Source organism: Streptomyces sp. SID5469 (assembly GCF_009862865.1).
Classification (GTDB): domain Bacteria; phylum Actinomycetota; class Actinomycetes; order Streptomycetales; family Streptomycetaceae; genus Streptomyces; species Streptomyces avermitilis.
Window position 1 is genome coordinate 4,774,748 of the sequence record NZ_WWIN01000001.1, and the last position, 22,760, is coordinate 4,797,507.

Genomic DNA, 22,760 nt, shown 5'->3' on the forward strand with positions numbered 1-22,760 from the left:
TGGCCGGTCGGGCCCACGCGACGGAGTCGCATATCGACACCGTCCCGCGCCCCTAAAGGGCGCGCTGTACTACCGCGAGCAGAGTGCCTACCTCGACCTGTTGGCCCGGGGTGGCGTGCAGGGCGCCGAGGGTGCCCGCCGTCGGCGCGGAGATCTTGTGTTCCATCTTCATCGCCTCCAGCCACAGCAGGGGCTGTCCGGCCTCCACCCGGGCTCCTTCGGCGAGCCCCTCGGCGACGCGGACGACGGTGCCCGGCATGGGAGCGAGCAGGGAACCCGGTTCCTGGCGGGCGGCGGGGTCGGGGAAGCGGGGCAGTTCCGTGAGGGCCGTCGCGTTCACATGGACCTGGTCGCCGTAGCGGCTGACCCGGAACTTCCGCTGTACGCCGCCGATTTCGAGGACGACGAGGCCGGCGTCCGCGTGCACGACGCGCACCCCTTCGGCGGTCAGGCCGTGCCGGGTGTGGTGGTAGCGGGCCTCGTGCTCGTCGCCCGCCATCAGGTAGCGCCTGGTCTGCGGCTGGGAGGGCAGGTTCCGCCAGCCGCCGAACCGGGAGCGGCCGTGGGCGTCCGCGAGGGCGGCGGCCAAGGGGGCGTACGGGTCCGGGGCGGGCGCCGTCAGTTCGGTCAGGTGCCGGTCGTAGAACCCGGTGTCCATGCGGGCCGCCGTGAACTCCGGGTGCCGCAGTGACCGTACGAGGAGGTCGCGGTTGGTGACCGGCCCGTGGATCTCGGCCCGTTCCAGGGCGTCCGCCAGCGTGCGCACCGCCTCCGCGCGCGTGGGGGCGTGGGCGACGGCCTTGGCGAGCATCGGGTCGTAGTGGACGCCGACGGGGTCGCCGTCGGTGTAGCCCGTGTCCAGGCGGACGTCCGCTTCCCGCGGCAGGGCGAGCCGGTGCAGCGTGCCCGTCTGCGGGGCCCAGTCCCGGGACGGGTCCTCCGCGTACAGGCGGGCCTCGATCGCGTGCCCACGCGCGCGTGGCGGGTCGCTCTCCAGCGCCGCGCCCTCGGCGACGCGTATCTGCTGGGCGACCAGGTCGATACCGAAGACCGCCTCCGTGACCGGGTGTTCCACCTGGAGGCGGGTGTTCATCTCCAGGAAGTGCGCCCGCCCGTCCGCGACCAGGAACTCGACGGTGCCGGCGCCCGTGTAGCCGACGGCGCGCGCGGCGCGTATCGCCAGCTCGTGGAGTTCCGCCGTGAGTTCGGCGTCCACACCGGGGGCCGGTGACTCCTCGATCACCTTCTGGTGGCGCCTTTGCAGGGAGCAGTCGCGCGTGCCGAGCGCCCACACCGTGCCGTGCGTGTCGGCGAGCACCTGGACCTCGACATGGCGTCCGCCCTCCACATAGGGCTCGACGAACACCTCCCCGTCCCCGAAGGCGCTCAGCGCCTCGGCGCGGGCCGCCGCCAACTCGGCGTCCAGCTCGGCGAGGTCCCGCACGACGCGCATGCCGCGGCCGCCGCCGCCCGCGGCCGCCTTGACCAGCACGGGCAGGTCCGGCGGCGTGACCTCCGTCAGGGGCTCGAGCCCCATCAGCTTCTTGGCGCGCGTCTTGGACGCCATCGCCTCGATCGCCTCCGGCGGCGGCCCGATCCAGACGAGCCCCGCGTCCCGCACGGCGCGCGCGAAGCCGGCGTTCTCGGACAGGAACCCGTACCCCGGGTGGACGGCGTCGGCGCCCGCCGCGAGGGCCGCCTTCACGATCAGGTCGCCGCGCAGATACGTCTGAGCGGGCGCCGCACCCGGCAGCCGTACCGCCGCGTCGGCCACGCGCGCGTGGAGGGCGTTCTCGTCGGCGTCCGAGTACACGGCGACCGTCCGGATTCCGGACGCGCGGCAGGTACGGAAGACCCGGCAGGCGATCTCGCCGCGGTTGGCGACGAGGACAGATGCAATCACTGGAGGGACCTCACATCCGGAAGACGCCGAAGCCGCCGCGCACGCCCTCGTAGGGGGCCGTGTGGATCGCGGACAGGCACAGGCCGAGGACGGTGCGGGTGTCGCGCGGGTCGATGACCCCGTCGTCGTACAGCCGCCCGGACAGGAACATCGGCAGGGACTCGGACTCGATCTGCTGCTCCACCATGGCGCGCAGCGCGGCGTCGGCGTCCTCGTCGTAGGGCTGCCCCTTCGCGGCGGCCGACTGCCGGGCGACGATCGAGAGGACGCCGGCGAGCTGCTGGGGGCCCATGACGGCGGACTTGGCGCCGGGCCAGGCGAACAGGAAGCGGGGGTCGTAGGCGCGCCCGCACATGCCGTAGTGACCGGCCCCGTACGAGGCTCCCATGAGGACGGAGAGGTGCGGGACCTTCGAGTTGGACACCGCGTTGATCATCATGGCGCCGTGCTTGATGATGCCGCCCTGCTCGTACTCCTTGCCGACCATGTAGCCGGTGGTGTTGTGCAGGAAGAGGAGCGGGATGTCGCGCTGGTTGGCGAGCTGGATGAACTGGGCGGCCTTCTGGGACTCCTGGCTGAAGAGCACGCCCTGGGCGTTGGCGAGTATCCCTATGGGATAGCCGTGGAGGGTCGCCCAGCCGGTGGTGAGGCTCGTCCCGTAGAGGGGCTTGAACTCGTCGAAGTCGGAGCCGTCGACCACGCGCGCGATGACCTCACGCGGGTCGAACGGCACCTTCAGGTCGCCGGGCACGATCCCCAGGAGTTCGTCTTCGTCGTACTTCGGGGGGACGGCGGGGCCCGGATCGCCGTACGCCTTGCGGTGGTTGAGCCGGGCCACGACCCGACGGGCCTGCCGCAGGGCGTCCTGCTCGTCGACGGCGTGGTAGTCGGCGAGACCCGACACGCGCGCGTGCATCTCGGCGCCGCCCAGGGACTCGTCGTCGCTCTCCTCGCCGGTGGCCATCTTCACCAGGGGCGGCCCGCCGAGGAACACCTTCGCCCGTTCCTTGACCATGATCACGTGGTCGGACATCCCGGGGATGTACGCGCCGCCCGCGGTCGAGTTCCCGAAGACGACGGCGACCGTCGGAATCCCGGCCGCCGACAGCCGGGTGAGGTCGCGGAAGATCGCGCCGCCGGGGATGAAGATCTCCTTCTGGGACGGCAGATCGGCGCCGCCCGACTCCACGAGGCTGATGCAGGGCAGGCGGTTGGCGTACGCGATGTCGTTGGCGCGCAGGGCCTTCTTCAGGCTCCAGGGGTTGCTGGCGCCGCCGCGCACGGTCGGGTCGTTCGCGGTGATCAGGCACTCGACGCCCTCGACGACACCGATCCCGGTGACGAGCGAGGCACCGACCGCGTACTCGCTCCCCCAGGCGGCGAGCGGCGACAGCTCGAGGAAGGGCGTGTCGGGGTCGAGCAGCAGCTCGATGCGCTCACGGGCGAGCAGTTTGCCGCGCTTGTGGTGCCGGGCGACGTACTTCTCACCGCCGCCGGCCAGCGCCTTGGCGTGCTCGGCGGTCAGTTGGGCGAGTTTGCCGAGCATGGCTTCACGGTTCGCCGCGTACTCGGGGCCCGTGGTGTCGAGCGCGGATGCGAGGACCGTCACAGGAGTGCCTCCGGTATGTCCAGGTGGCGGGAGCGGAGCCATTCGCCGAGGCCCTTGGCCTGCGGGTCGAAGCGGTGCTGGGCGGCGACGCCTTCGCCGAGGATGCCCTCGACGGTGAAGTTGAGGGCGCGGAGGTTCGGCAGGACGTGGCGCACGACGGGCAGCGGGCGGCACTCGGGGAGCAGGTCCCGGAAGCGGTCGACGGTCAGCTCGTGGACGAGCCACCGCCAGGCGTCCTCCGTGCGCACCCAGACACCGGCGTTGGCGTTCCCGCCCTTGTCCCCGCTGCGGGCTCCGGCGACCAGTCCCAGCGGGGCGCGGCGCGTCGGTCCCGGCGGCGGGGCCTCGGGCAGCGGCGGCTCCGCCACGTCGTGGAGTACGAGGGTGTCCTGGGCCGGGGACACAGGGATACGGCGTCCGTCGTAGAGGACGGCCACATGGTCGACGGCGCCATGGGGGACGTACACATCCTCGAAGACGCCATAGGGAGCGCCCTTCCCCGGGGGTGCCAGCACATGGAAACCGGGGTAACTGGCCAGCGCCAGCTCAATGGCAGCCCCGCTCAGGGCGCGGCCGACGGCCTCCTGGTCCGGGTCGCGGACGACGAGGCGGAGGAGGGCGCTGGCCGTCTCCTCCGTGTCGGCGTCGGGCCGGTCGGTGCGCACGAGGTCCCACCGCACCTCGCCGGGCGGGGACTTGGCGAGCGCGTCGGTCAGCTGCGCCTGTACGAGCGCGGCCTTGGCCTCGATGTCGAGACCGGTCAGGACGAAGACGACCTCGTTGCGGAAGCCGCCGAGCCGGTTGCGGCCGACCTTGAGGGCCGGGGGCGGGGCCTCGCCGCGTACGCCCTCGACGCGGACGCGGTCGGGGCCGTCCTGGGTGAGCCGTACGGTGTCGAGGCGGGCGGTGACGTCGGGGCCCGCGTACCGGGCGCCCGCCGTCTCGTACAGGAACTGGGCGGTGACCGTACCGACGTCGACGAGGCCGCCGGTGCCGGGGTGCTTGGTGATGACGCCGGTGCCGTCCGCGTGGATCTCCGCGAGCGGGAACCCGGGGCGGCGGACGTCCGCGTCGCGGAAGAAGGCGTAGTTCCCGCCGGTGGCCTGCGCCCCGCACTCCAGCACGTGCCCGGCGACGACGGCGCCCGCCAGCCGGTCGTACTCCCCCGGCTGCCAGCCGAAGTGGGCGGCGGCGGGCCCGGTGACCAGGGCCGCGTCGGTCACCCGCCCGGTGACCACGATGTCGGCGCCCTCGCGCAGACACGCGGCGATGCCGAAGCCGCCGAGGTAGGCGTGGGCGGCGAGGCTGCCCGGGTGCGCGGCGGTGAGGTCGTCGCCCTCCACGTGGGCGACGCGGGTGGGGATGCCGAGGCGTCCGGCCAGGTTCCGGATGGCGTCGGCGAGTCCGGCGGGGTTGAGGCCGCCCGCGTTGGTGACGATCCGCACGCCCCGCTCGTGGGCGAGGCCGAGGCAGCCCTCGAGCTGGCGGAGGAAGGTGCGGGCGTAACCGGCGGTGGGGTCCTTCAGGCGGTCGCGGCCGAGGATGAGCATGGTCAGCTCGGCGAGGTAGTCGCCGGTCAGGACGTCCAGTTCGCCGCCGGTGAGCATCTCGTGGAGGGCGTCGAAACGGTCGCCGTAGAAGCCGGAGAAGTTGCCTATGCGCAGCGGGGCGGTCGGCTCGGTCACTCTGCCGTTCCCTTCCCGGGGCGGCCGGTGCCGGGTGGCCCCGCGAAGGCCTGGGCGATGTCGAGCCAGCGGTCGGCGTCGGGGCCGGTCGCCCGTACGGCGAGGTCGGCGCGATGGGCTCGCTGGGTGACCAGGAGGCAGAAGTCGAGGGCGGGGCCGGTGACGCGCTGGGGGGCGTCTTCGGGGCCGTACGTCCACAACTCGCCCTCGCCGGTGGGCGCGGTGAGTTCGACCCGGATGGCGTCGGCGGCGGGGACGGGGAGCCCATGGATACCGAAGGCGAAGTCCCGTGCGCGCACACCGATGCGGGCCACATGCTTCAGCCGGTCGGTGGGGGTGCGGACCACACCCAGCGCATCGGCTACGTCCTGGCCGTGGGCCCAGGTCTCCATGAGCCGGCCCGTCGCCATGGAGGCGGCGGACATGGGCGGTCCGTACCAGGGGAAGCGGGCGCCGGGCGGCGCCTCGCGCAGGGCGCGGTCGAGGGCGGCGCGGCTCTCGCGCCATCGCTTCACCAGTTCGGCGCACGGGAGTCGGGAGCCTTGGTCCGCCCCCTCGTCCACGAACGACTCCGGTGCGGTGAGGGCCTTGTCGACCAGCGCGCGGAAGGCGTCCTCGTCCGTGACCGCGAGCAGGGCGGAGTGGTCCGTCCAGGCCAGGTGGGCGATCTGATGGGCGATGGTCCAGCGCGGGGCGGGGGTCGCGAGGGCCCATTGCTCTGGGCTCAACTCGGCTACCAGCCGGTCGAGTTCCTCGCTCTCCGCACGCAGGTCGTCGAGCACGCGTGTCGGATCGGACATGGGGGGAGCATGGCAGCGGGGTCAGAAACAATCAAGCATGCTTGCATGAATTTGTTGCCCGCAACGCGTTCACCGCGTCCGCCCGTCACACCGCCTGGACGGGCGGTGTTCGCCCGTCACAACGGTTGGACCGGCCGCGTTCGCCCGTCACACCGCCTGGACCGGCCGCGTTCGCCCGTCACACCGCCTGGACGGGCCGTGTCCGCCCGTCACACCGCCTGGACCGGCGGATAGACCGGCTCCCACGTCACCGCCCGTACCGCCGCCTCGATGTCGTCGGTGCCGGCTCGGGCGACGTCGTCCTCCGCCGCCGCTCGGGCCACCGCCACGGCCACGGCGAAAGAGGTCTCGCGGAGGTCGCGGACGGGTGGCAGCACGGGCGCGCCCGGGTCCGTCACGTCCGTCTGGTTCGCGACCGCGTCGGCCGCCGCGCGGAGCATGCGGTCGGTGACCCGGGTGGCTCGGGCGACGATGGCGCCCAGCCCCAGGCCCGGGAAGATCAGGGCGTTGTTGGCCTGGCCGATCCGGTAGGTCGTGCCGTTGAGTTCCACCGGGTCGAAGGGGCTGCCCGTGGCGACGAGCGCCTTGCCGTCGGTCCAGGCGAGCAGGTCGGCGGGCTTGGCCTCGGCGAGGTCGGTGGGGTTGGACATGGGCAGGATGATCGGGCGCGGGGTGTGTGCGGCCATCTCGCGGACGACGGTCTCGGTGAAGGCGCCGCCCTGGCCGGAGGTGCCGATGAGGATGGTCGGATGGACCCGGCGGACCACCTCGTCGAGCGGGATGCCGGGCAGGTCGTCGTCGCGCTGCCAGTCGGACACCTCGTCGGCGGGACGGGCGTACGGCACCTGGAAGTCGCGGAGTTTGTCGCCCTGGTCGGCGGTGAGCAGGCCGTAGCGGTCGACGCACCAGAAGCGGGCGGTGGCCTCGTCGGACGAGAGCCCTTCGGCGACGAGGGCGTCCCGGAGCTGGTCGGCGACGCCGATACCGGCGCTGCCCGCGCCGAGGACGACGATCCGGTGGTCGCGCAGGGGCAGGTCACCGGCCTTGGCGCCGGAGAGGACGGCGGCGAGGTTGACTGCGCCGGTGCCCTGGATGTCGTCGTTGAAGGTGAAGACGTCGTCGCGGTAGTGGTTGAAGATGCGGCGGGCGTTGGCGGGTCCGAAGTCCTCCCAGTGCAGCAGAGCGCGGGGGAACAGCTTCGTCGCGGCGGTGACGTAGGCGTCGATGAAGGCGTCGTAGGTGTCGCGGTCGACGCGGGGGTGCCGGTTGCCGAGGTAGAGGGGGCTGTCGAGGAGCTCCTGGCGGTTGGTGCCGACGTCGAGCATGACGGGCAGGGTGCGGCGCGGGTCGACGCCGGCGGCGGCGGTGTAGACGGCGAGCTTGCCGACGGCGATGTCGATGCCGCCCACGCCCCAGTCGCCGATGCCGAGGATGCCCTCGCCGTCGGTGGCGACGATCAGGTCGACGTCGTCGGCGCCGAGGCCGGCGGCGCGCAGGGAGCGTTCGATGTCGTCGGGGGCGTTCACGGACAGGTAGATCCCACGGGGGCGCCGGTACTCGTAGCTGTAGCGCTTGATGGCCGTGCCCACGGTGGGGGTGTAGACGATGGGCAGCATCTCCTCGAGGTGGTCGCCGACCAGCCGGTAGAACAGCACCTCGTTGCGGTCGTGGAGGGCCGTCAGGTAGACGTTCTTGGCCAGGTCGCCGGGCTGCTCCCGGAACTGGGCATAGGCGCGGTCGGCCTGCTCGTCCTGGGTGAGCACGCGCGGCGGCACGAGGCCGACCAGGCCCAGGGCCCGGCGCTCCTCATCGGTGAACGCGGTTCCCCGGTTGAGCCGGGGGTCGGCCAGGACGGCCCTTCCCCGGGCCGTGACCCTCAAGGGCTTGTGGGTGGTGTCCCGCTCGGCCGTCTTGTTCCGGTCGGTCGTCATGGGTCCTCCTGACGGAGCCTCTGCGCCGGTACCGGCCGGTATCGGCCGACACTGACCAGGTATCAGCCGATATCAGTCGTTACCTGCCAGTACAGCCTTTTCATCCGCCTACGCCCCCATCAGGAGTGTGCCGGATGTGCCAGGAGACCGCCCGCCGCCGACCTCCGTTCAGGCGTCCGGCGGCAGCGCCTTGCCCCGGCCCACCTGCGTCCGTACCGCCCCCATGCTCGCCGCGATGACGAGCGCGATCGCGAGGGACTCCAGGACGGACAGCGACTGGTGCAGGACGAGGAAGCCCGCGGTCGCCGCGACGGCCGGCTCCAGGCTCATCAGGATGGCGAAGGTGGAGGCGGGCAGGCGGCGCAGGGCGAGCAGTTCGAGGGTGTAGGGGAGGACCGAGGACAGTACGGCCACGGCGGCGCCCAGCCCGAGCGTGGTCGGCGCCAGCAGCTTCGTACCGGACTCGGCGATCCCCAGCGGCACGAACAGCACCGCCGCGACCACCATCGCGAGCGCCAGCCCGTCGGCCTGCGGGAAGCGGCGGCCCGTGCGCGCGCTGAAGACGATGTACGCCGCCCACATGGCGCCCGCGGACACGGCGAAGGCGACGCCGACGGGGTCGAGGTCGCTGAAGCCGCCGCCGCCGAGCAGGAAGACGCCGCCGAGGGCGAGGCCCGCCCAGACGAGGTTCAGGGCGCGGCGGGAGACGATGACGGAGAGCGCGAGCGGGCCGAGCACCTCGAGCGTGACGGCGGGGCCCAGGGGGATGCGGGCGACCGACTGGTAGAAGAGGCCGTTCATCGCGGCCATCGTGATGCCGAAGACGACGACGGTGCCCCAGTCGGCGCGCGAGTGCCCGCGCAGCCTGGGCCGGCACACCACCAGCAGCACGATCGCGGCCACGACCAGCCTCAGGGTGACGACGCCGAGCGCCCCGGCCCGCGGCATCAGGGTCACCGCGAGCGCGCCGCCGAACTGCACGGAGATGCCTCCGGCGAGGACCAGTCCGACGGGCCCGAGGGCGCCCCGGCGACCGGGGCCGCCGCCCGCCGTGGGTACGTGGTCCGTCGCGGGAACGACGGGAGGAGCCGCCGGGGACGGGACGGCGCTGGGGTTGTTCACGGGGCCTTCCAGGGGACTCAACACAGGGTTCGTTCATCACGCTGCACTGCTCAGTCCAGGGTAGTGGACTCCTGTCAGGCGTGTGAACCCTTTATGGGCCTGTCTCGAATGCCGAGAGCCCATGGTCCCGGGAGCCGGTGGCCTCAGACGCCGTGCCAGGGCACCTCGTCGCGGAAGAGGGGGCGACCGCCGGGGAGTGTGACGGGGAAGTCGGACGGAACGTCGGCGGTGAATCCGTACGGGGGGCTGTGCGGGGAGTTGTACGGGGCGCTGTACGGGGGGTCCGTCGGGATTCCGCCTGCGGCTCCGTAGGAGGTTCCGAACGCGGCTTGGTTCGAGGTTCCGTACGCGACTTGGTCCGAGGTTCCGTACGCGACTTGGTCCGAGGTTCCGTACGCGTTCCCGTTTGCGGCATGGTGCGCGGTGCCGGGGACGGCTGCGTACGCGGTGCCGGGTGCCGCTTGGTACACGGTGCCGGGAACGGCTGCGTACGCGGTCCCGTGCCCGGCGCCGTACGCGGTACCGGGAACGGCGCCGGGTGCGGTACCGGGAACCGCCCCGGGCGTGGCGCCGTGCGCGGTCCCGTACGCGAACTGCTCGGCGCGCCCCTCCGGGCCCGTGAACAGCGGCAGTCGTAGCTCGCCCGTGTCCATGAGGGCGTTGTTCTGGGAGCGGTGCAGGCGGGCGTAGGCGCCCGCGCGGGACAGGAGGTCGTCGTGGCGGCCCGTTTCCACGATGCGGCCGTGGTCGACGACCAGGATGCGGTCCGCGTCGGGGGCCAGGTTCAGATCGTGCGTGATCATGATCGTCGTACGGCCCGCCATCAGGCGGCGCAGCGGCCTGACCACACGGCGGGCGGCCATCGCGTCCAGGCCCGTCGTCGGTTCGTCCAGGACCAGGACCGGCGCGTCACGCAGGATGGCCCGGGCGATGGCGAGGCGCTGGAGCTGGCCGCCGGACAGCCGGGCGGAGTTGGGGTCGACCCGGGTGTCGTATCCGTCGGGCAGCCCGGTGATGAACGCGTGCGCGTCGGCCGCCTTCGCCGCCTCGACGATCGCGTGCTCGCTGGCGCCGGGGCGGCCGCAGGCGATGTTCGCGCGAACGGTGTCGTGCAGGACCAGGGTCTCCTGCGGCAGCAGCGTGACGTACTCGCGCAGTCGGGCCAGCGGGAACGCGTTCAGCGGTACGCCGTCCAGGAGGACGGAGCCCGCGTCCGGGTCGTAGAAGCGCAGGAGGAGTTTGGAGACCGTGGACTTGCCCGCACCGCTCGGGCCGGTGATGATCACCAGCTCGCCGGGGCGGACCGCGAAGGACAGCCCTTCCAGGGCCGCCTTGTCCGCGCCCGGGTAGCGGAAGGAGACGTCCCGCACCTCCACCGAGCCGTCGGGGCGGCCGATGCTCTCCGACGTGCGCGCGGGGTCCGCCACCGCGGGCCGGACGTCGAGGATCTCGATCAGACGCTCGGCCCCCGCCGTGGCCGCCGTGACCGTGAGGCCGAGCTGGGCCAGGCCGCGGACGGGCGGGTAGAGATAGCCGAGGAAGGCGGCGAACGCGAGGAGCTGACCGAGCGTCATACGGCCGGTGGAGATCTCCCACACGCCGAGGCCGATCACCGCCAGCACGCACACCGTCTCGATGACCTGGACGAGTTGCTCGTACAGCTCGTTGAGGCGGGTCGAGCGGACCGCGGCCCGGAACCAGGCGCCCGCCTCCTGGTTCAGCCGCCGGCGTTCGGCGTCCCGGCGGTCATAGGCCTGGGTGAGGACGATGTTGCCGAGGGACTCCTCCACGACCGAGGTGATCGCGCCGTCGGCGACCCGGCCCTCGCGCGAGACGGACTTGATGCTGCCGGAGAAGCGTCGGGCCGCCAGCCAGAACAGCGGTGCGAGGACGAAGGTCGCCGCCGCCAGGTCCCAGCGCAGCCAGAACGCCGCCGCCGCGTAGAAGAGCGCGCTGAAGGCCGCGGACGCCGCGCCCACCATCGCGGACACGACCATCTGTTCGATCGCCTCGACGTCGGCGGTCAGCCTGGACAGCAGATCGCCCTGCCGGTGGCGTTGGAAGAAGTGCGGCGGCAGTTGCTGGACGTGGTCGAAAACGTGCTCGCGCAGCCGCATCACGAAGCGTTCCGTGGCCCATGCGGCGAGGGAGTTGCCCGCGAAGCCGACGGCCGCGCCGGCCACGGCGACGCCCAGCCACTGGGCGGCCGGGCTCCAGAACGCGTCCAGCGAACCCTGTTGCAGGGCGTGGTCGGTGAGGTCGCTGAAGAGCAGGATGGCGACGGTCTCGGTGAGCGCGTTCAGCACCGTGCACAGCCAGACGATCAGCAGAAAGCCCCGAAGCCCCTTGGTCATGGGCCAGAAGCGCCGGAAGGCGACGCGGGCGGGGATGGACGGGGTGTCGGGGTCCTGGCTCCCCTCGAAGTCACCGTCGCCGTCGCCGTCGCGGCCGCCGTCGCCGTGACCGTCGCCGTCTTCATAGTCCGCGTACGCGCCGTGTTCGCTTTGCTGCGGGTGCATGCGATACCCCTCCTATAACCGTGACCAAAGGCACGATGAATTCACCGGCCGGGTACCGGAATGCGGAATTACCACCCTCGCTCCACATCTCGCTCCATATCGCCGCGGCTCGCCGGAATTACGGGAGGCGGCATGCGAAGAGGGCCGATGGTGCACCATCGGCCCTCTTTCTCACCGCTGGATCACTTGCCGTCGACCCTGGGCGGCTTCGGCGCGTGCTTCGGCTTCGGCTTGGGCTTCGGCGGGGGCGGGAGCAGCTTCGACTTGGGCTTCGGGGGCAGCGGGGCCAGCTTCTTGAAGCTCATTCCGACTCCTTGAGAGTTCGTAGTGCGTGGTGCGAACAGCTCGAATAGCTCGAATAGCTCGCGAGAATTCTTTACGCTTACGGGCGGGGATTTCTGGTCGTCACCTGAGAAATCTTTTCCGCCTGACATCGAGAAACTTACACGGTTCTCATCTCACGGCGCAGCAAACAGCGGCTGTGAATAGCTGGGGAAATCCTGGGTGTTGGCCACGAAACCTGGGTGCTGGTTGTACGTCAGCGGCGCGCCATGTAGAGGTCGAGCGCCTTGTGCAGCAGGCGGTTCAGCGGGAAGTCCCATTCGCCCAGGTACTCCGCCGCCTCGCCGCCCGTACCGACCTTGAAGCGGAGCAGGCCGAGGAGGTGGTTGGAGTCCTCCAGGGTGTCCGTGATGCCCCGCAGGTCGTAGACCTCGGCGCCGCGCGCATGGGCGTCGGTCAGCATGCGCCACTGGACGGCGTTGTTGGGCTGGGCCTCGCGGCGACGGCTCGTGGAGGCCCCGTAGGAGTACCAGACGTGGGTCCCGACCGTCAGCATCGTCGCGGCGGACAGCACTTCGCCCCCGTGGTGGGCGAGGTAGAGCCGCATCCGGTGGGGGTCCTCGGCGGTCAGCGCGGTCCACATGCGCTGGAAGTACGGGAGGGGGCGCGGGATGAAGCGGTCGCGTGCCGCGGTCTCGGTGTAGAGGGTGTAGAAGGCCGGCAGGTCGTGGTAGCCGCCCTGCACCACCTTCACGCCGGCCTTCTCGGCCTTCTTGATGTTGCGGCGCCACTGCTGGTTGAGGCCGCGGTGGAGGTCGTCCACGGTCCGTCCGGCCAGCGGGACCTGGAAGACCTAGCGCGGCTGTCCGGCCGCGAACCCGTCCTCGCCGGCCGGCTCGGTCTGCTGCCAGCCCATCCGGCGCAGCCGGTCCGCGACGTCGAAGGCGCGCGGCTCGTGGGCGGTCGCGGTCACGTCCCGCAGGCGGTGCGCGCCCGGGTCGGCGATCGCCGTCTTGACCGCGTCCGCGCTCCATCGCCGTACGACCACGGGCGGGCCCATCTTCACCGAGAACGCCCCGCGCGCCTTGAGGTACGCCAGCATCGGGTCCAGCCAGCGGTCGAGGTCCGGCACGTACCAGTCGATGACCGGGCCCTCGGGGAGGTACGCGAGGTACCGCTTCAGCTTCGGCAGGGGCCGGAACAGCACGAGCCCCGCCCCGACCAGCCGACCGCCCCGTGCGCCGCCGTCGCCCTCGTCGTACCAACCGAGGCTCTCCGCCCGCCAGTCCGGCTTCACATCACCCCAGGAAGGCACCTGCATATGGCTGGCGGACGGGCGGGACGCGACGAACGCCAGATGTTCTTCACGGGTGATGGGCTGGACACGCAGGCTCATACGGGGGTTCCTCGGAGAGTCGGGGGTGCTGGGCGCCGGGCGCCGGGCGCCGGTCGGGCTGCTCTTGCAGCACGACGAGACGGACGACCACACCCGCACCGCCGGTTCTCGCCCCTCCCCCCACCGCTCCTCATCTCTCCCCCGGCCCGCCCCCCGGCCCGCCCCCCGGTCCCTTCCCCAGCACGTCCCCCGGTGCCTCTCCCAGTCCCTCCGCCAGCACCTCCGCCACATGCCGTCCCCGTACGCCGCCCAGTTGCTCCAGCTGGGTGCGGCAGGAGAAGCCGTCCGCCAGCACGATCGTGTCGGCCGTGGACGCCCGTACCGCCGGAAGCAGTTGGTCCTCCGCGCAGGCCGTCGAGATGTCGTAGTGGCCCTTCTCGAAGCCGAAGTTGCCCGCCAGGCCGCAGCAGCCGCCGGTCAGTTCACCGGTGAGGCCCGCCGCCTCGCGCAGGCGGCGGTCCGCCGCGTCGCCCAGGACCGCGTGCTGGTGGCAGTGGGTCTGACCGGTCACCGGGCGGTCCAGTCGGGGCGGGGTCCAGGCGGGGGCGTGGCGCTCCAGTGCCTCCGCGAACGTCACCACCGCCGCCGCGAGCCGGGCCGCGCGCGGGTCGTCGTGCAGCAGCTCCGGGAGGTCGGTGCGCAGGGCGGCCGCACAGCTCGGCTCCAGGACGACGACGGGCAGGCCGGCGTCCAGGACCGGCTCCATCAGGTCCAGCGTGCGGCGCAGCACGGTGCGGGCGCGGTCCAGTTGCCCCGTGGAGACGTAGGTGAGGCCGCAGCAGACGCGCCGGCGGCGGTGCGGCATGAACACGTTGAAGCCGGCCGGCGCCTTCGACACCCCGTCCATGACCGCGGGCGACTTCATGCGGAACGTGGGCGGCAGCAGGACCGCCAGCCCCGCCGCCTCCAGGACCCGTACGGCCGCGCGGCCCACAGCGGGTGAGAGGTGCTCGGTGAAGGTGTCGGGCCACAGCACGACGCTCTCCCGTCCGGCGCCCGGGACCCGCGTGCGCTCCCCCCGCTTCGCCTCCCGCACGAACGCCCGCACCCGGTCCCGGAACCTGCGCGACCACCACCGGCTGAACGTCTCCCGCGCCACCCGCGGAATCCCCCGCTCGGGCGCGATCCCGCCCAGCCGCTTGGCCACGGCCGCCAACGGCCCTACGGAGGCGAGGGCGTTGACCACGGCCCCCGCCCGCGTCCGGGAGACCGCCGACAGCCACACCGGCAGCCACCCCATCGCGTAGTGGGCCGCGGGGCGCCGCCGGCCCTCGTAGTGGTGGTGCAGGAACTCGGCCTTGTACGTGGCCATGTCGACCCCGACCGGGCAGTCCGTCCGGCAGCCCTTGCAGGAGAGACAGAGGTCGAGCGCGTCCCGCACCTCAGCGGACCGCCAGCCGTCCGTGATCACCTCGCCGGCCAGCATCTCGTGCAGCAACCGCGCCCGGCCGCGCGTGGAGTGCTCCTCCTCGCCCGTCGCCCGGAACGACGGGCACATGACGCCCGCCCCGGACACCGACGTCGTACGGCACTTCGCCACGCCCACGCATCTGCGCACCGCCGCCGAGAAGTCCCCGCCGTCGGCCGGGTAGCCGAACTCCACGTCCACCGGCTTCCTCGGCAGCACCGCGAACCGCAGGTTCTCGTCGAGGCGGGCGGGCCGCACGAGCATCCCCGGGTTGAGCAGACCGTCCGGGTCCCAGATGTCCTTCGTCCGCTCGAAGAGGGCGACCAGCTCCGGCCCGTACATCCTCGGCAGCAGCTCCGCCCGCGCCTGCCCGTCGCCGTGCTCGCCCGACAGCGATCCCCCGTGGGAGACGACCAGGTCGGCCAGCTCCTGCGAGAAGCGCCGGAAGCGGCCGATCCCGACCTCGGTCAGCAGGTCGAAGTCGATGCGGACGTGGATGCAGCCGTCGCCGAAGTGGCCGTACGGCGTGCCGCGCAGGCCGTGTGCCGACATCAGGCCTCTGAAGTCCCGCAGATACGCGCCCAGCCGGGCCGGCTGCACCGCGCAGTCCTCCCAGCCGGGCCAGGCCTCCGTGCCGTCCGGCATCCGGGTCGCCGTACCGCTCGCGTCCTCCCGGATGCGCCACAGCGCGTGCTGGCCGGCCGGATCGGTGACCACGAGGGCGTCCATGACGTCCGCCGCCCGCACGATCGCCTGCGCACGCGCGCGTGCCTCCGCCTCCGTCGCGCCGCCCGTCTCCACGAACAGCCAGGCACCGCCCCTCGGCAGATCGGCCGGGGAGGGCACCAGATCCGCCGCCATGCCCTCCACCGTCAGCGGCCCGTACGGCAGCAGTCCGGCCGCCGCGTCGGCCGCCGCGCCCTCGTCCGCGTACGCCAGCACGGCCAGCGCACGCGCGCGGGGGGCCTCGACGAGCCGGACGACCGCCTCCGTCAGCACGCCCAGCGTGCCCTCGGAGCCGCAGAACGAACGGGCGACGTCCGCGCCCTTCTCGGGGAGCAGCGCGTCCAGCGCGTACCCGGAGATACGGCGCGGGAGCGCCGGGAATCCGGTCCGCAGGCGCGCCAACTCGCCGTCCACCAGGGGACGCAGCCCCTCGGGGGCGCCTGCCCAGTCCCGGCCCAGGGTCAGCCGCTGCCCGCGGCCGGTGATCACCTTCAGCTCGCGCACGCTGTCCGCCGTCGTGCCCCAGGCCACCGAGTGCGAACCGCACGAGTTGTTGCCGATCATCCCGCCGAGCGTGCAGCGGCCGTGGGTGGAGGGGTCCGGGCCGAAGCGCAGGCCGTGCGGGGCCGCCGCCTCCTGGAGCCGGTCGAGGACCACCCCCGGCTGCACCACCGCCGTGCGCGCCGCCGGGTCCAGCGACACGATCCGGTTCATGTGCCGGGTGAAGTCGAGCACCACGCCCGTGCCCGTCGCCTGGCCGGCGATCGACGTGCCCCCGCCGCGCGGCACGACCGGCACCCCGTGCGCGCGGCACACGGAGAGCGCCGCCGCCACGTCGTCGGCGTCACGGGGGGCCACCACCCCGAGGGGCACCCGGCGGTAGTTGGACGCGTCCATGGTGGTGAGCGCCCGCGCCGTCGCGTCGAAGGCGACCTCGCCGCGCACGGCCTCGCGCAGCGCCGCGTGCAGCGCCTCGCGCAGGGACGGCGCCGGCGCCGCGCGGTCCGGCTCGCCGCGTTCACCGCGTTCACCGCGATCCCCACGGCTCCTACGGTCCCTACGGCCCCCACGGTCACCATGGTCACCGAGTTGTGTCATGCCCCCAGGATGCATCCGACCACTGACAGTGACCACCGCCAACGCGGCGGACCGCTGCCCGGCCGGGCCCGATCGGATTAGGTGACCAGAATCAGAACCTCCCCAATTCGATCACCAACTCACATATAGTGACGGCAAATTGAGCACCAGGTGTCGACTCTCGCCCAGGACCCGACCTAGGACACGATTCATGACCGCGCCCCTCCCCCCAGGCGAACGGCCCACCCTCGGCTCCATCGCACCCTTCCCGCTGGTCACCGCCGTCGCGGCGGGGATCGCGGTGGCCGGCGCGGTCTTCGCGGCTCCGGACTCGGTACGCGCCCCCCTCGCCTGGGGCGGCGGCGCGGCCGTGCTGCTGCTGTGCACGGCGGTCGCCCTCGCCGCCCACGGCATGCGGGCGGCGAAGCTGGCGCGCGGACGGCTGGACGCCGTGACGCGGGACGCGGGGCGGCTGTTGCAGGAACGGGCCCGGCTGGCCGAGGACTTCAGCCAGGAGCGGGGCCGGCTGACGGACGGGTTCATCGAGGAACGCGCACGGCTGACCGAGGACTTCGCCCGCGAACGCGTCCGCCTCACCGACGAGTTCGCACAGGAGCGGGCCCGGCTCACCGGCGAGTTCGACCAGGAACGCACCCGCCGTACCGAGGAGTTCGACCGCGAACGCGACGAACTCACCACGGACTACACCCGGGAACGCGACCGTCTCACCGCCGACTTCACCCGGGAACGCGACAAGCTCACCGCCGACTTCACCGGCGAACGCGACCGGCTCACCGCCGACGTCACGCGACTCACCGCCGACGTCGCCCGGCTCACCGAGGAGAACGCCCGCCTCGCCGAGCGCGCCCGTCACGCCGCCGGCGCCCGTGCGGCCGCCGTCTCCGTGACCGGCAACGTGGCGGGCCGTATGCAGGCCCTCGCCACCGGGATGCTCGCCGACCTGCGCGGCATGGAGGAGCGGCACGCCGACGAGGAGGTCCTCACCGACCTGCTGTACCTCGACCACCGCACCGCGCAGGCGGGCCGCCTCGCCGACTCCGTGGCCGTGCTCGCCGGCGCCCGCTCGGGCCGCCGCTGGGCACGCCCCATCGTCATGGAGTCGATCCTGCGCGGCGCGATGGGCCGCATCGGCGGCTACCAGCGCGTGCGCGTCCACTCCTCCAGCGAGGCCGCCGTCGCCGGACACGCCGCCGAGGGCGTGATGCACGCACTCGCCGAACTCCTCGACAACGCCGCGAACTTCTCGCCGCCGACCGCCGAGGTCCACGTGTACGTCGAGGAAGTGCCGGCCGGTGTCATCGTCTCCGTCGAGGACAGCGGCCTGGTCATGAGCGACGTGCAGCTGCGCCGCGCCGAACGCGCCGTGTCCGGCGAGAGCTCCGACCTCGGCGGCCTCACCGGCACCCGGCTCGGCCTCGCCGTCGTGGGCCGCCTGGCCCGCAAGCACGGCCTGAAGGTGTCCTTCCGCCCGTCCGCGCGCGGCGGCACGGGCGTCCTGGTCCTCATCCCCCAGGACATCCTGTCGACGGTGCCGGCGGTCCCCCCGGCGCCCGCGCCCGCGCAGCCCGTCACCGCGGCCGCCGCTGCGACCACCACGGCTGCGACCGCCGTCGAACCGGCTGCCACGGATCCGGCCGTCGCGACCTCGACGGACGCGACCTCGACGGACGCGACCACGCCGGACGCGTCTCCCGCGACCGCTCCGCCCGCCGCCGCTCCGCCCGCCGCCGCTCCCTCGCGCCCCCTCCCGTCGTACGCCGCCGCCCGCTCCCCCGAGGACCTCGACCCCGACCCGGTCCCCACCCACGAGTCGGCCGAGCGCGGCGGCGGCGACACGGGCGGCCTCCCCAAGCGCCGCCGGGGCCGCGCCCTCGCCGAGGCCGAACGCGGCCGCCCCCACGCCACCGGCCGGACCGAGCGCGAGCCCCGCACCGCCGACGACGCCAAGGCGAGGGTCGCCCGCTTCAGCAGCTTCCGCCAGGCGGTACGCGGCACAATGCCCGACCAGGCCGCAGTCCAGGGCACGACAACCGATCCGACGCCCGAGGCCCAGGACCGGGACCGCGCCCGGGCCGAGGACCGAGACCGGAACCGGGCCAAGGCCGAGGGCCGAAACCAGGACCAGGCCGAGGGCGGGGACCGGGCCGAGGGCAGGGACCGGGCCAAGGCCGAGGACCAGGCCCAGGACCGGGACCGGGACCGGGACCGGGACCAAGTGCAGGTGCAGGTGCAGGACCGGCACCCCGCCAAGCTCACCAAGCCCACCAAGCCCGCACCCCCCACGACACCCCCGGCCCCCGTACGAGCCACAGCACCCGCCACCCCCGTACAGGACCCGCCGCCCGCCACCCCCTCGCAGTCCCAGCCGCACCCCCAGCCACAGCCGCACCCCCACTCGCACGCGCACCCGGAAGGCGACACCACTTCATGACCGGCACCACCACGGCCGACGAGAAACTCACCTGGCTCATCGAGGGTCTGATCGAGCGCACCCCGGGCACCCGGCACGCGCTCGTGCCCTCCCGCGACGGCCTGAAGCTGTGCCGTACGCCGGAACTGTCCGTCGACCAGGCCGATCAGCTCGCCGCGATCGCGGCCGGCATCCAGTCGCTGTCCCACGGGGCGTCCGTGGAGTTCGGCGACGGCAGCGGGGGCGTGCGCTCGGCCATGGCCGAGTTCTACGGCGGGGTCCTGTTCATCGTGGAGGCGGGCGAGGGCGCACATCTCGCCGTGGTCACCACCGAGGACGCGGACGCGGGTCTGGTCGGGCACAACATGAGCGAACTCGTGGAGCAGCTCGGCGAACACCTGAGCGCGCCGCCTCGTACGTCATGAGCCGCCCGGGCAGAGACGACGCGCCCGACCGGCTGTACACCCTCACGGGAGGACGCAGCCGGTCCGGCGACGACTCCCGCTTCGACCTCGTGACCCTCGTGGTGGCCGAGTGCGATCCGGTGCCGGGCATGCAGTCGGAGCACGCCGCGATCCTGCGGCTGTGCGACCGGCCGACGGCGGTCGTGGAGATCGCCGCCGAACTGCGGCTGCCCGTGAGCATCACCCGGATCCTGCTCGCCGACCTGCTGGCCGCGGGCCGCATCAGCGCCCGCCATCCGCGCAAGGCCGCGCTTCCCGACCCCGACATCCTGGAGCAGGTGCTCGTTGGACTCCGCAACCTCTGAGGACTCCGTGACCTCCGAGACCCCTGACACCCGTACCCCGTTGGGTGCCTCCGCCGACAACGGTCTGAAGATCGTGGTCGTCGGCGGCTTCGGCGTCGGCAAGACGACCCTCGTGCGCTCCGTGAGCGAGATACGCCCGCTCAGCACCGAGGAGACGATGACCCGGGCCGGCGAGACGGTCGACGACATCAGCGAGGTGCGCGGCAAGTCCGCGACCACCGTCGCCTTCGACTTCGGCCGTATCTCGCTCGACACCCGCAACATCCTCTACCTCTTCGGGGCGCCCGGCCAGGAACGCTTCTGGTTCCTGTGGGACCGCCTCTTCGCCGGCACGCTCGGCGCGGTCGTCCTGGTCGACACCCGCCGCATCGACGACTCCTGGTACGCCATCGACCGTCTGGAGCGGCACGGCACGCCGTTCATCGTCGCCTGCAACGACTTCGGCGGCCCCGCGCACACCCCCGAACAGATCCGCGAGGCCCTCGACCTCGACCCGCACGTCCCGCTGATCGACTGCGACGCCCGCTCGCGGGAGTCCAGCAAGCGGGTGCTGATCACCCTGGTCGAGCACCTCAAGAGCCTGTACGTCCCCCGAGCCCCGGAGTTGGCCCTGTGACCCCCGCCCCGGCCCCCGCCCCCGTTCCGCTGAGCGGCCCCCGGTTCCAGACCGACCCCGCCGCCCTGTACCGGGAGATGCGGCGCGAACACGGTTCCGTGGCACCGGTGCTGCTCGACGGCGACATACCGGCGTGGCTGGTGCTCGGCTACCGCGAGCTGCACCAGGTCACCGGCGACCCCGTGCTGTTCAGCCGCGACTCCGAGCTGTGGAACCAGTGGCCGAACATTCCCGCCGACTGGCCGCTGCTGCCGATGATCGGCCACAAGCAGCCGTCGATCCTCTACACGGTCGGCGAGCGCCACCGCGAGCGCGCCGCGATGATCAGCGACGCCCTGGAGGCCGTCGACCCCTTCGAACTGCGGTCCCTCACCGAGAAGTTCGCCGACGAGCTGATCGACGCGGTGTGCGCCAAGGGCGAGACGGACCTCGTCGCCGACTACGCGGCCCTGCTGCCCGTACGGGTCCTCGCCCTCCTCTACGGCTTCGCCGAGGAACAGGGCCCTGGTCTGGTCACCGCGCTGAACGACATGATCGACGGCCGTGACCGGGCGATCGCCGGACAGACCCATCTGGCCACGTCCATGGCGCAGTTGCTCGCCGACCGCAAGGCCGAGCCCGCGAACGACGTGGTCAGCCGGATGCTGGCGGATTCGGGTGGCTTCACGGACGAGGAGATCGCCCAGGACCTGATGGTCATGATGGCCGCGGGCCACCAGCCGACCGCCGACTGGATCGGCAACTCGCTGCGTCTGATGCTGACGGACGAGCGGTTCGCCGCCTCGCTGTTCGGCGGGCGCAACAGTGTCGCCGAGGCCATGAACGAGGTCCTGTGGGAGGACACCCCCACCCAGAACGTGGCCGGCCGCTGGGCCTCCCGCGACACCCAGCTCGGCGGGCGCCGCGTCCGCGCCGGCGATCTGCTGCTGCTCGGCCTCCAGGGCGCCAACAACGACCCGCAGGTACGGATCGACGGCGCCGCCCTGACCGGCGGCAACAACGCGCACTTCTCCTTCGGGCACGGCGAGCACCGCTGCCCGTTCCCGGCGCAGGAGATCGCGGAGGTCATCGCCCGCACCGGTATCGAGGTCGTACTGGACCGGCTGCCGGACATCGACCTCGCGCTGCCGGCCGGCTCCCTGGCCCGGCGGCCCTCCCCCTGGCTGCGGGGACTGACGGAACTGCCCGTGAAGTTCACGCCCATCCCCGCCCTTGGAGGTTCCCCCGCATGACGACTCGTATCGCCCTGGACCCGTTCGTCTCCGACCTGGAGGCTGAGAGCGCCGCCCTGCGCGCCGCGGGTCCGCTCGCCGCCGTCGAACTGCCCGGCGGGGTGCCCGTGTGGGCGGTGACGCACCACGCCGAGGCCAAGAAGCTCCTCACGGATCCCCGGCTGGTGAAGGACATCAACGTCTGGGGCGCCTGGCAGCGCGGTGAGATAGCCCCGGACTGGCCGCTGATCGGCCTGGCCAACCCCGGCCGCTCCATGCTCACGGTGGACGGCGCGGACCACCGCCGGATGCGCACCCTGGTCGCGCAGGCGCTCACGCCCCGGCGTGTGGAGCAGATGCGGGAGCGGATCACCAAGCTGACGGAGGAGCTCCTCGACCGGCTCACCGGCGAGGTCGTCGACCTGAAGGCCGACTTCGCCTACCCCCTGCCCATGTACGTCGTCGCCGACCTCATGGGCATCGACGAGGCGAGACTCCCCCGGCTGGGGGAGCTGTTCGAGAAGTTCTTCTCGACCCAGACCCCGCCGGCCGAGGTCATCGCCACCCTCACCGAGCTCGCCGGGATCATGGCGGAGACGGTGGCCGCCAAGCGGGCGGCACCGGGCGACGACCTGACCAGCGCGCTGATCCTGGCCTCCGAGGACGGCGACCACCTCACCGACGCGGAGATCGTCTCCACGCTCCAGCTGATGGTCGCGGCCGGCCACGAGACGACGATCTCCCTCATCGTCAACGCGGTCGTCAACCTCTCCACGCACCCCGAGCAGCGCGCCCTCGTCCTGTCCGGCGAGGCGGACTGGTCGTCGGTGGTCGAGGAGACGCTGCGCTACTCGACGCCGACCTCCCACGTCCTGATCCGCTTCGCGACCGAGGACGTCCCGGTCGGGGACAAGGTGCTCCCGGCGGGTGACGCGCTGATCGTGTCGTACGGCGCCCTCGGCCGCGACGAGGCGGCGCACGGGCCGACGGCGGGCGAGTTCGACATCACGCGCTCCACGGAGAACCGGCACATCTCCTTCGGCCACGGCCCGCACGTGTGCCCGGGCGCGGCGCTGTCCCGTCTGGAGGCGGGCGTCGCACTGCCGGCCCTCTACGCCCGCTTCCCGAAGCTGGACCTGGCGGTCCCGGCGGCGGAACTCCGCAACAAGCCGGTGGTGACCCAGAACGACCTGTTCGAGCTGCCGGTGCGGCTGGGCTGAGCGGGCTCGCTCCGCGAACTCCCCCGGACCGAGCAGGTCGGCCGGGGCGGCGGGC

General features: G+C 72.7%; 14 protein-coding genes and 2 pseudogenes. 6 read left to right on the plus strand and 10 right to left on the minus strand.

Annotation, left to right across the window (positions count from 1 at the left end; genetic code table 11):
* Positions 1 to 52: 52 nt before the first annotated feature.
* The 10 genes and pseudogenes from GTY58_RS20215 to GTY58_RS20255 all read right to left on the minus strand — a co-directional run bounded on the left by GTY58_RS20215 (position 53) and on the right by GTY58_RS20255 (position 16,479).
* Entirely contained in the window at positions 53 to 1,903 is a 1,851-nt protein-coding gene (locus GTY58_RS20215) for a biotin carboxylase N-terminal domain-containing protein (RefSeq protein WP_010985297.1), read from the minus strand.
* 10 nt (positions 1,904 to 1,913) lie between these two features.
* Positions 1,914 to 3,512, minus strand: a complete 1,599-nt coding sequence (locus GTY58_RS20220) for a carboxyl transferase domain-containing protein (protein ID WP_010985298.1) — start codon at positions 3,510 to 3,512, stop codon at positions 1,914 to 1,916.
* On the minus strand, positions 3,509 to 5,197 hold the full coding sequence (locus GTY58_RS20225) for an acyclic terpene utilization AtuA family protein (protein ID WP_010985299.1): 1,689 nt from the start codon (positions 5,195 to 5,197) through the stop codon (positions 3,509 to 3,511). Before GTY58_RS20225 ends, GTY58_RS20220 begins: the two co-directional genes overlap by 4 nt.
* On the minus strand, positions 5,194 to 5,997 hold the full coding sequence (locus GTY58_RS20230) for a TIGR03084 family metal-binding protein (protein WP_010985300.1): 804 nt from the start codon (positions 5,995 to 5,997) through the stop codon (positions 5,194 to 5,196). The genes GTY58_RS20225 and GTY58_RS20230 overlap by 4 nt, the downstream gene beginning before the upstream one ends.
* Before the next feature lie 209 nt (positions 5,998 to 6,206).
* Positions 6,207 to 7,928 carry an NAD-dependent malic enzyme gene (locus GTY58_RS20235; protein WP_010985301.1) on the minus strand — a complete coding sequence of 574 codons (1,722 nt, stop codon included), beginning with the start codon at positions 7,926 to 7,928 and terminating at the stop codon, positions 6,207 to 6,209.
* A 168-nt stretch (positions 7,929 to 8,096) separates the two neighbouring features.
* Entirely contained in the window at positions 8,097 to 9,050 is a 954-nt protein-coding gene (locus GTY58_RS20240) for an EamA family transporter (RefSeq protein ID WP_010985302.1), read from the minus strand.
* 620 nt (positions 9,051 to 9,670) lie between these two features.
* Positions 9,671 to 11,404 (minus strand): annotated as a pseudogene (locus tag GTY58_RS20245) (ABC transporter ATP-binding protein); the annotation flags it as partial.
* Positions 11,405 to 11,751: 347 nt separating this feature from the next.
* Positions 11,752 to 11,874: a hypothetical protein gene (locus tag GTY58_RS41360; protein ID WP_255222016.1), complete on the minus strand. Its 123-nt coding sequence runs from the start codon at positions 11,872 to 11,874 to the stop codon at positions 11,752 to 11,754.
* 233 nt (positions 11,875 to 12,107) lie between these two features.
* Positions 12,108 to 13,247, minus strand: a pseudogene (locus tag GTY58_RS20250) (peptidoglycan bridge formation glycyltransferase FemA/FemB family protein).
* A 130-nt stretch (positions 13,248 to 13,377) separates the two neighbouring features.
* On the minus strand, positions 13,378 to 16,479 hold the full coding sequence (locus GTY58_RS20255) for an FAD-binding and (Fe-S)-binding domain-containing protein (RefSeq protein ID WP_078234402.1): 3,102 nt from the start codon (positions 16,477 to 16,479) through the stop codon (positions 13,378 to 13,380).
* A 190-nt stretch (positions 16,480 to 16,669) separates the two neighbouring features.
* On the opposite strand from GTY58_RS20255, the gene GTY58_RS20260 reads away from it, so the two are divergent.
* From GTY58_RS20260 to GTY58_RS20285, 6 genes are read left to right on the plus strand one after another with little or no spacing between them, the layout of a single operon-like run.
* The gene (locus GTY58_RS20260) at positions 16,670 to 18,910 is read left to right on the plus strand and encodes an ATP-binding protein (RefSeq protein ID WP_010985308.1); all 2,241 of its coding nucleotides are present in this window, start codon (positions 16,670 to 16,672) and stop codon (positions 18,908 to 18,910) included.
* Positions 18,907 to 19,314 carry a roadblock/LC7 domain-containing protein gene (locus GTY58_RS20265; protein ID WP_010985309.1) on the plus strand — a complete coding sequence of 136 codons (408 nt, stop codon included), beginning with the start codon at positions 18,907 to 18,909 and terminating at the stop codon, positions 19,312 to 19,314. Before GTY58_RS20260 ends, GTY58_RS20265 begins: the two co-directional genes overlap by 4 nt.
* Positions 19,311 to 19,658 carry a DUF742 domain-containing protein gene (locus GTY58_RS20270; protein WP_010985310.1) on the plus strand — a complete coding sequence of 116 codons (348 nt, stop codon included), beginning with the start codon at positions 19,311 to 19,313 and terminating at the stop codon, positions 19,656 to 19,658. Before GTY58_RS20265 ends, GTY58_RS20270 begins: the two co-directional genes overlap by 4 nt.
* Entirely contained in the window at positions 19,639 to 20,274 is a 636-nt protein-coding gene (locus GTY58_RS20275; protein ID WP_042493310.1) for an ATP/GTP-binding protein, read from the plus strand. Before GTY58_RS20270 ends, GTY58_RS20275 begins: the two co-directional genes overlap by 20 nt.
* On the plus strand, positions 20,271 to 21,506 hold the full coding sequence (locus tag GTY58_RS20280; protein WP_010985312.1) for a cytochrome P450: 1,236 nt from the start codon (positions 20,271 to 20,273) through the stop codon (positions 21,504 to 21,506). Before GTY58_RS20275 ends, GTY58_RS20280 begins: the two co-directional genes overlap by 4 nt.
* The gene (locus GTY58_RS20285) at positions 21,503 to 22,705 is read left to right on the plus strand and encodes a cytochrome P450 (RefSeq protein WP_010985313.1); all 1,203 of its coding nucleotides are present in this window, start codon (positions 21,503 to 21,505) and stop codon (positions 22,703 to 22,705) included. Before GTY58_RS20280 ends, GTY58_RS20285 begins: the two co-directional genes overlap by 4 nt.
* Positions 22,706 to 22,760 lie beyond the last annotated feature (55 nt).

Bases quoted from the DNA above. Each gene is read 5' to 3' on its own strand.
- GTY58_RS20230 (WP_010985300.1), bottom strand. From the start codon at position 5,997: ATGTCCGATCCGACACGCGTGCTCGACGACCTGCGTGCGGAGAGCGAG.
- GTY58_RS20235 (WP_010985301.1), bottom strand. From the start codon at position 7,928: ATGACGACCGACCGGAACAAGACGGCCGAGCGGGACACCACCCACAAG.
- GTY58_RS41360 (WP_255222016.1), bottom strand. From the start codon at position 11,874: ATGAGCTTCAAGAAGCTGGCCCCGCTGCCCCCGAAGCCCAAGTCGAAG.
- GTY58_RS20255 (WP_078234402.1), bottom strand. From the start codon at position 16,479: ATGACACAACTCGGTGACCATGGTGACCGTGGGGGCCGTAGGGACCGT.
- GTY58_RS20260 (WP_010985308.1), top strand. From the start codon at position 16,670: ATGACCGCGCCCCTCCCCCCAGGCGAACGGCCCACCCTCGGCTCCATC.
- GTY58_RS20265 (WP_010985309.1), top strand. From the start codon at position 18,907: ATGACCGGCACCACCACGGCCGACGAGAAACTCACCTGGCTCATCGAG.
- GTY58_RS20270 (WP_010985310.1), top strand. From the start codon at position 19,311: ATGAGCCGCCCGGGCAGAGACGACGCGCCCGACCGGCTGTACACCCTC.
- GTY58_RS20285 (WP_010985313.1), top strand. From the start codon at position 21,503: ATGACGACTCGTATCGCCCTGGACCCGTTCGTCTCCGACCTGGAGGCT.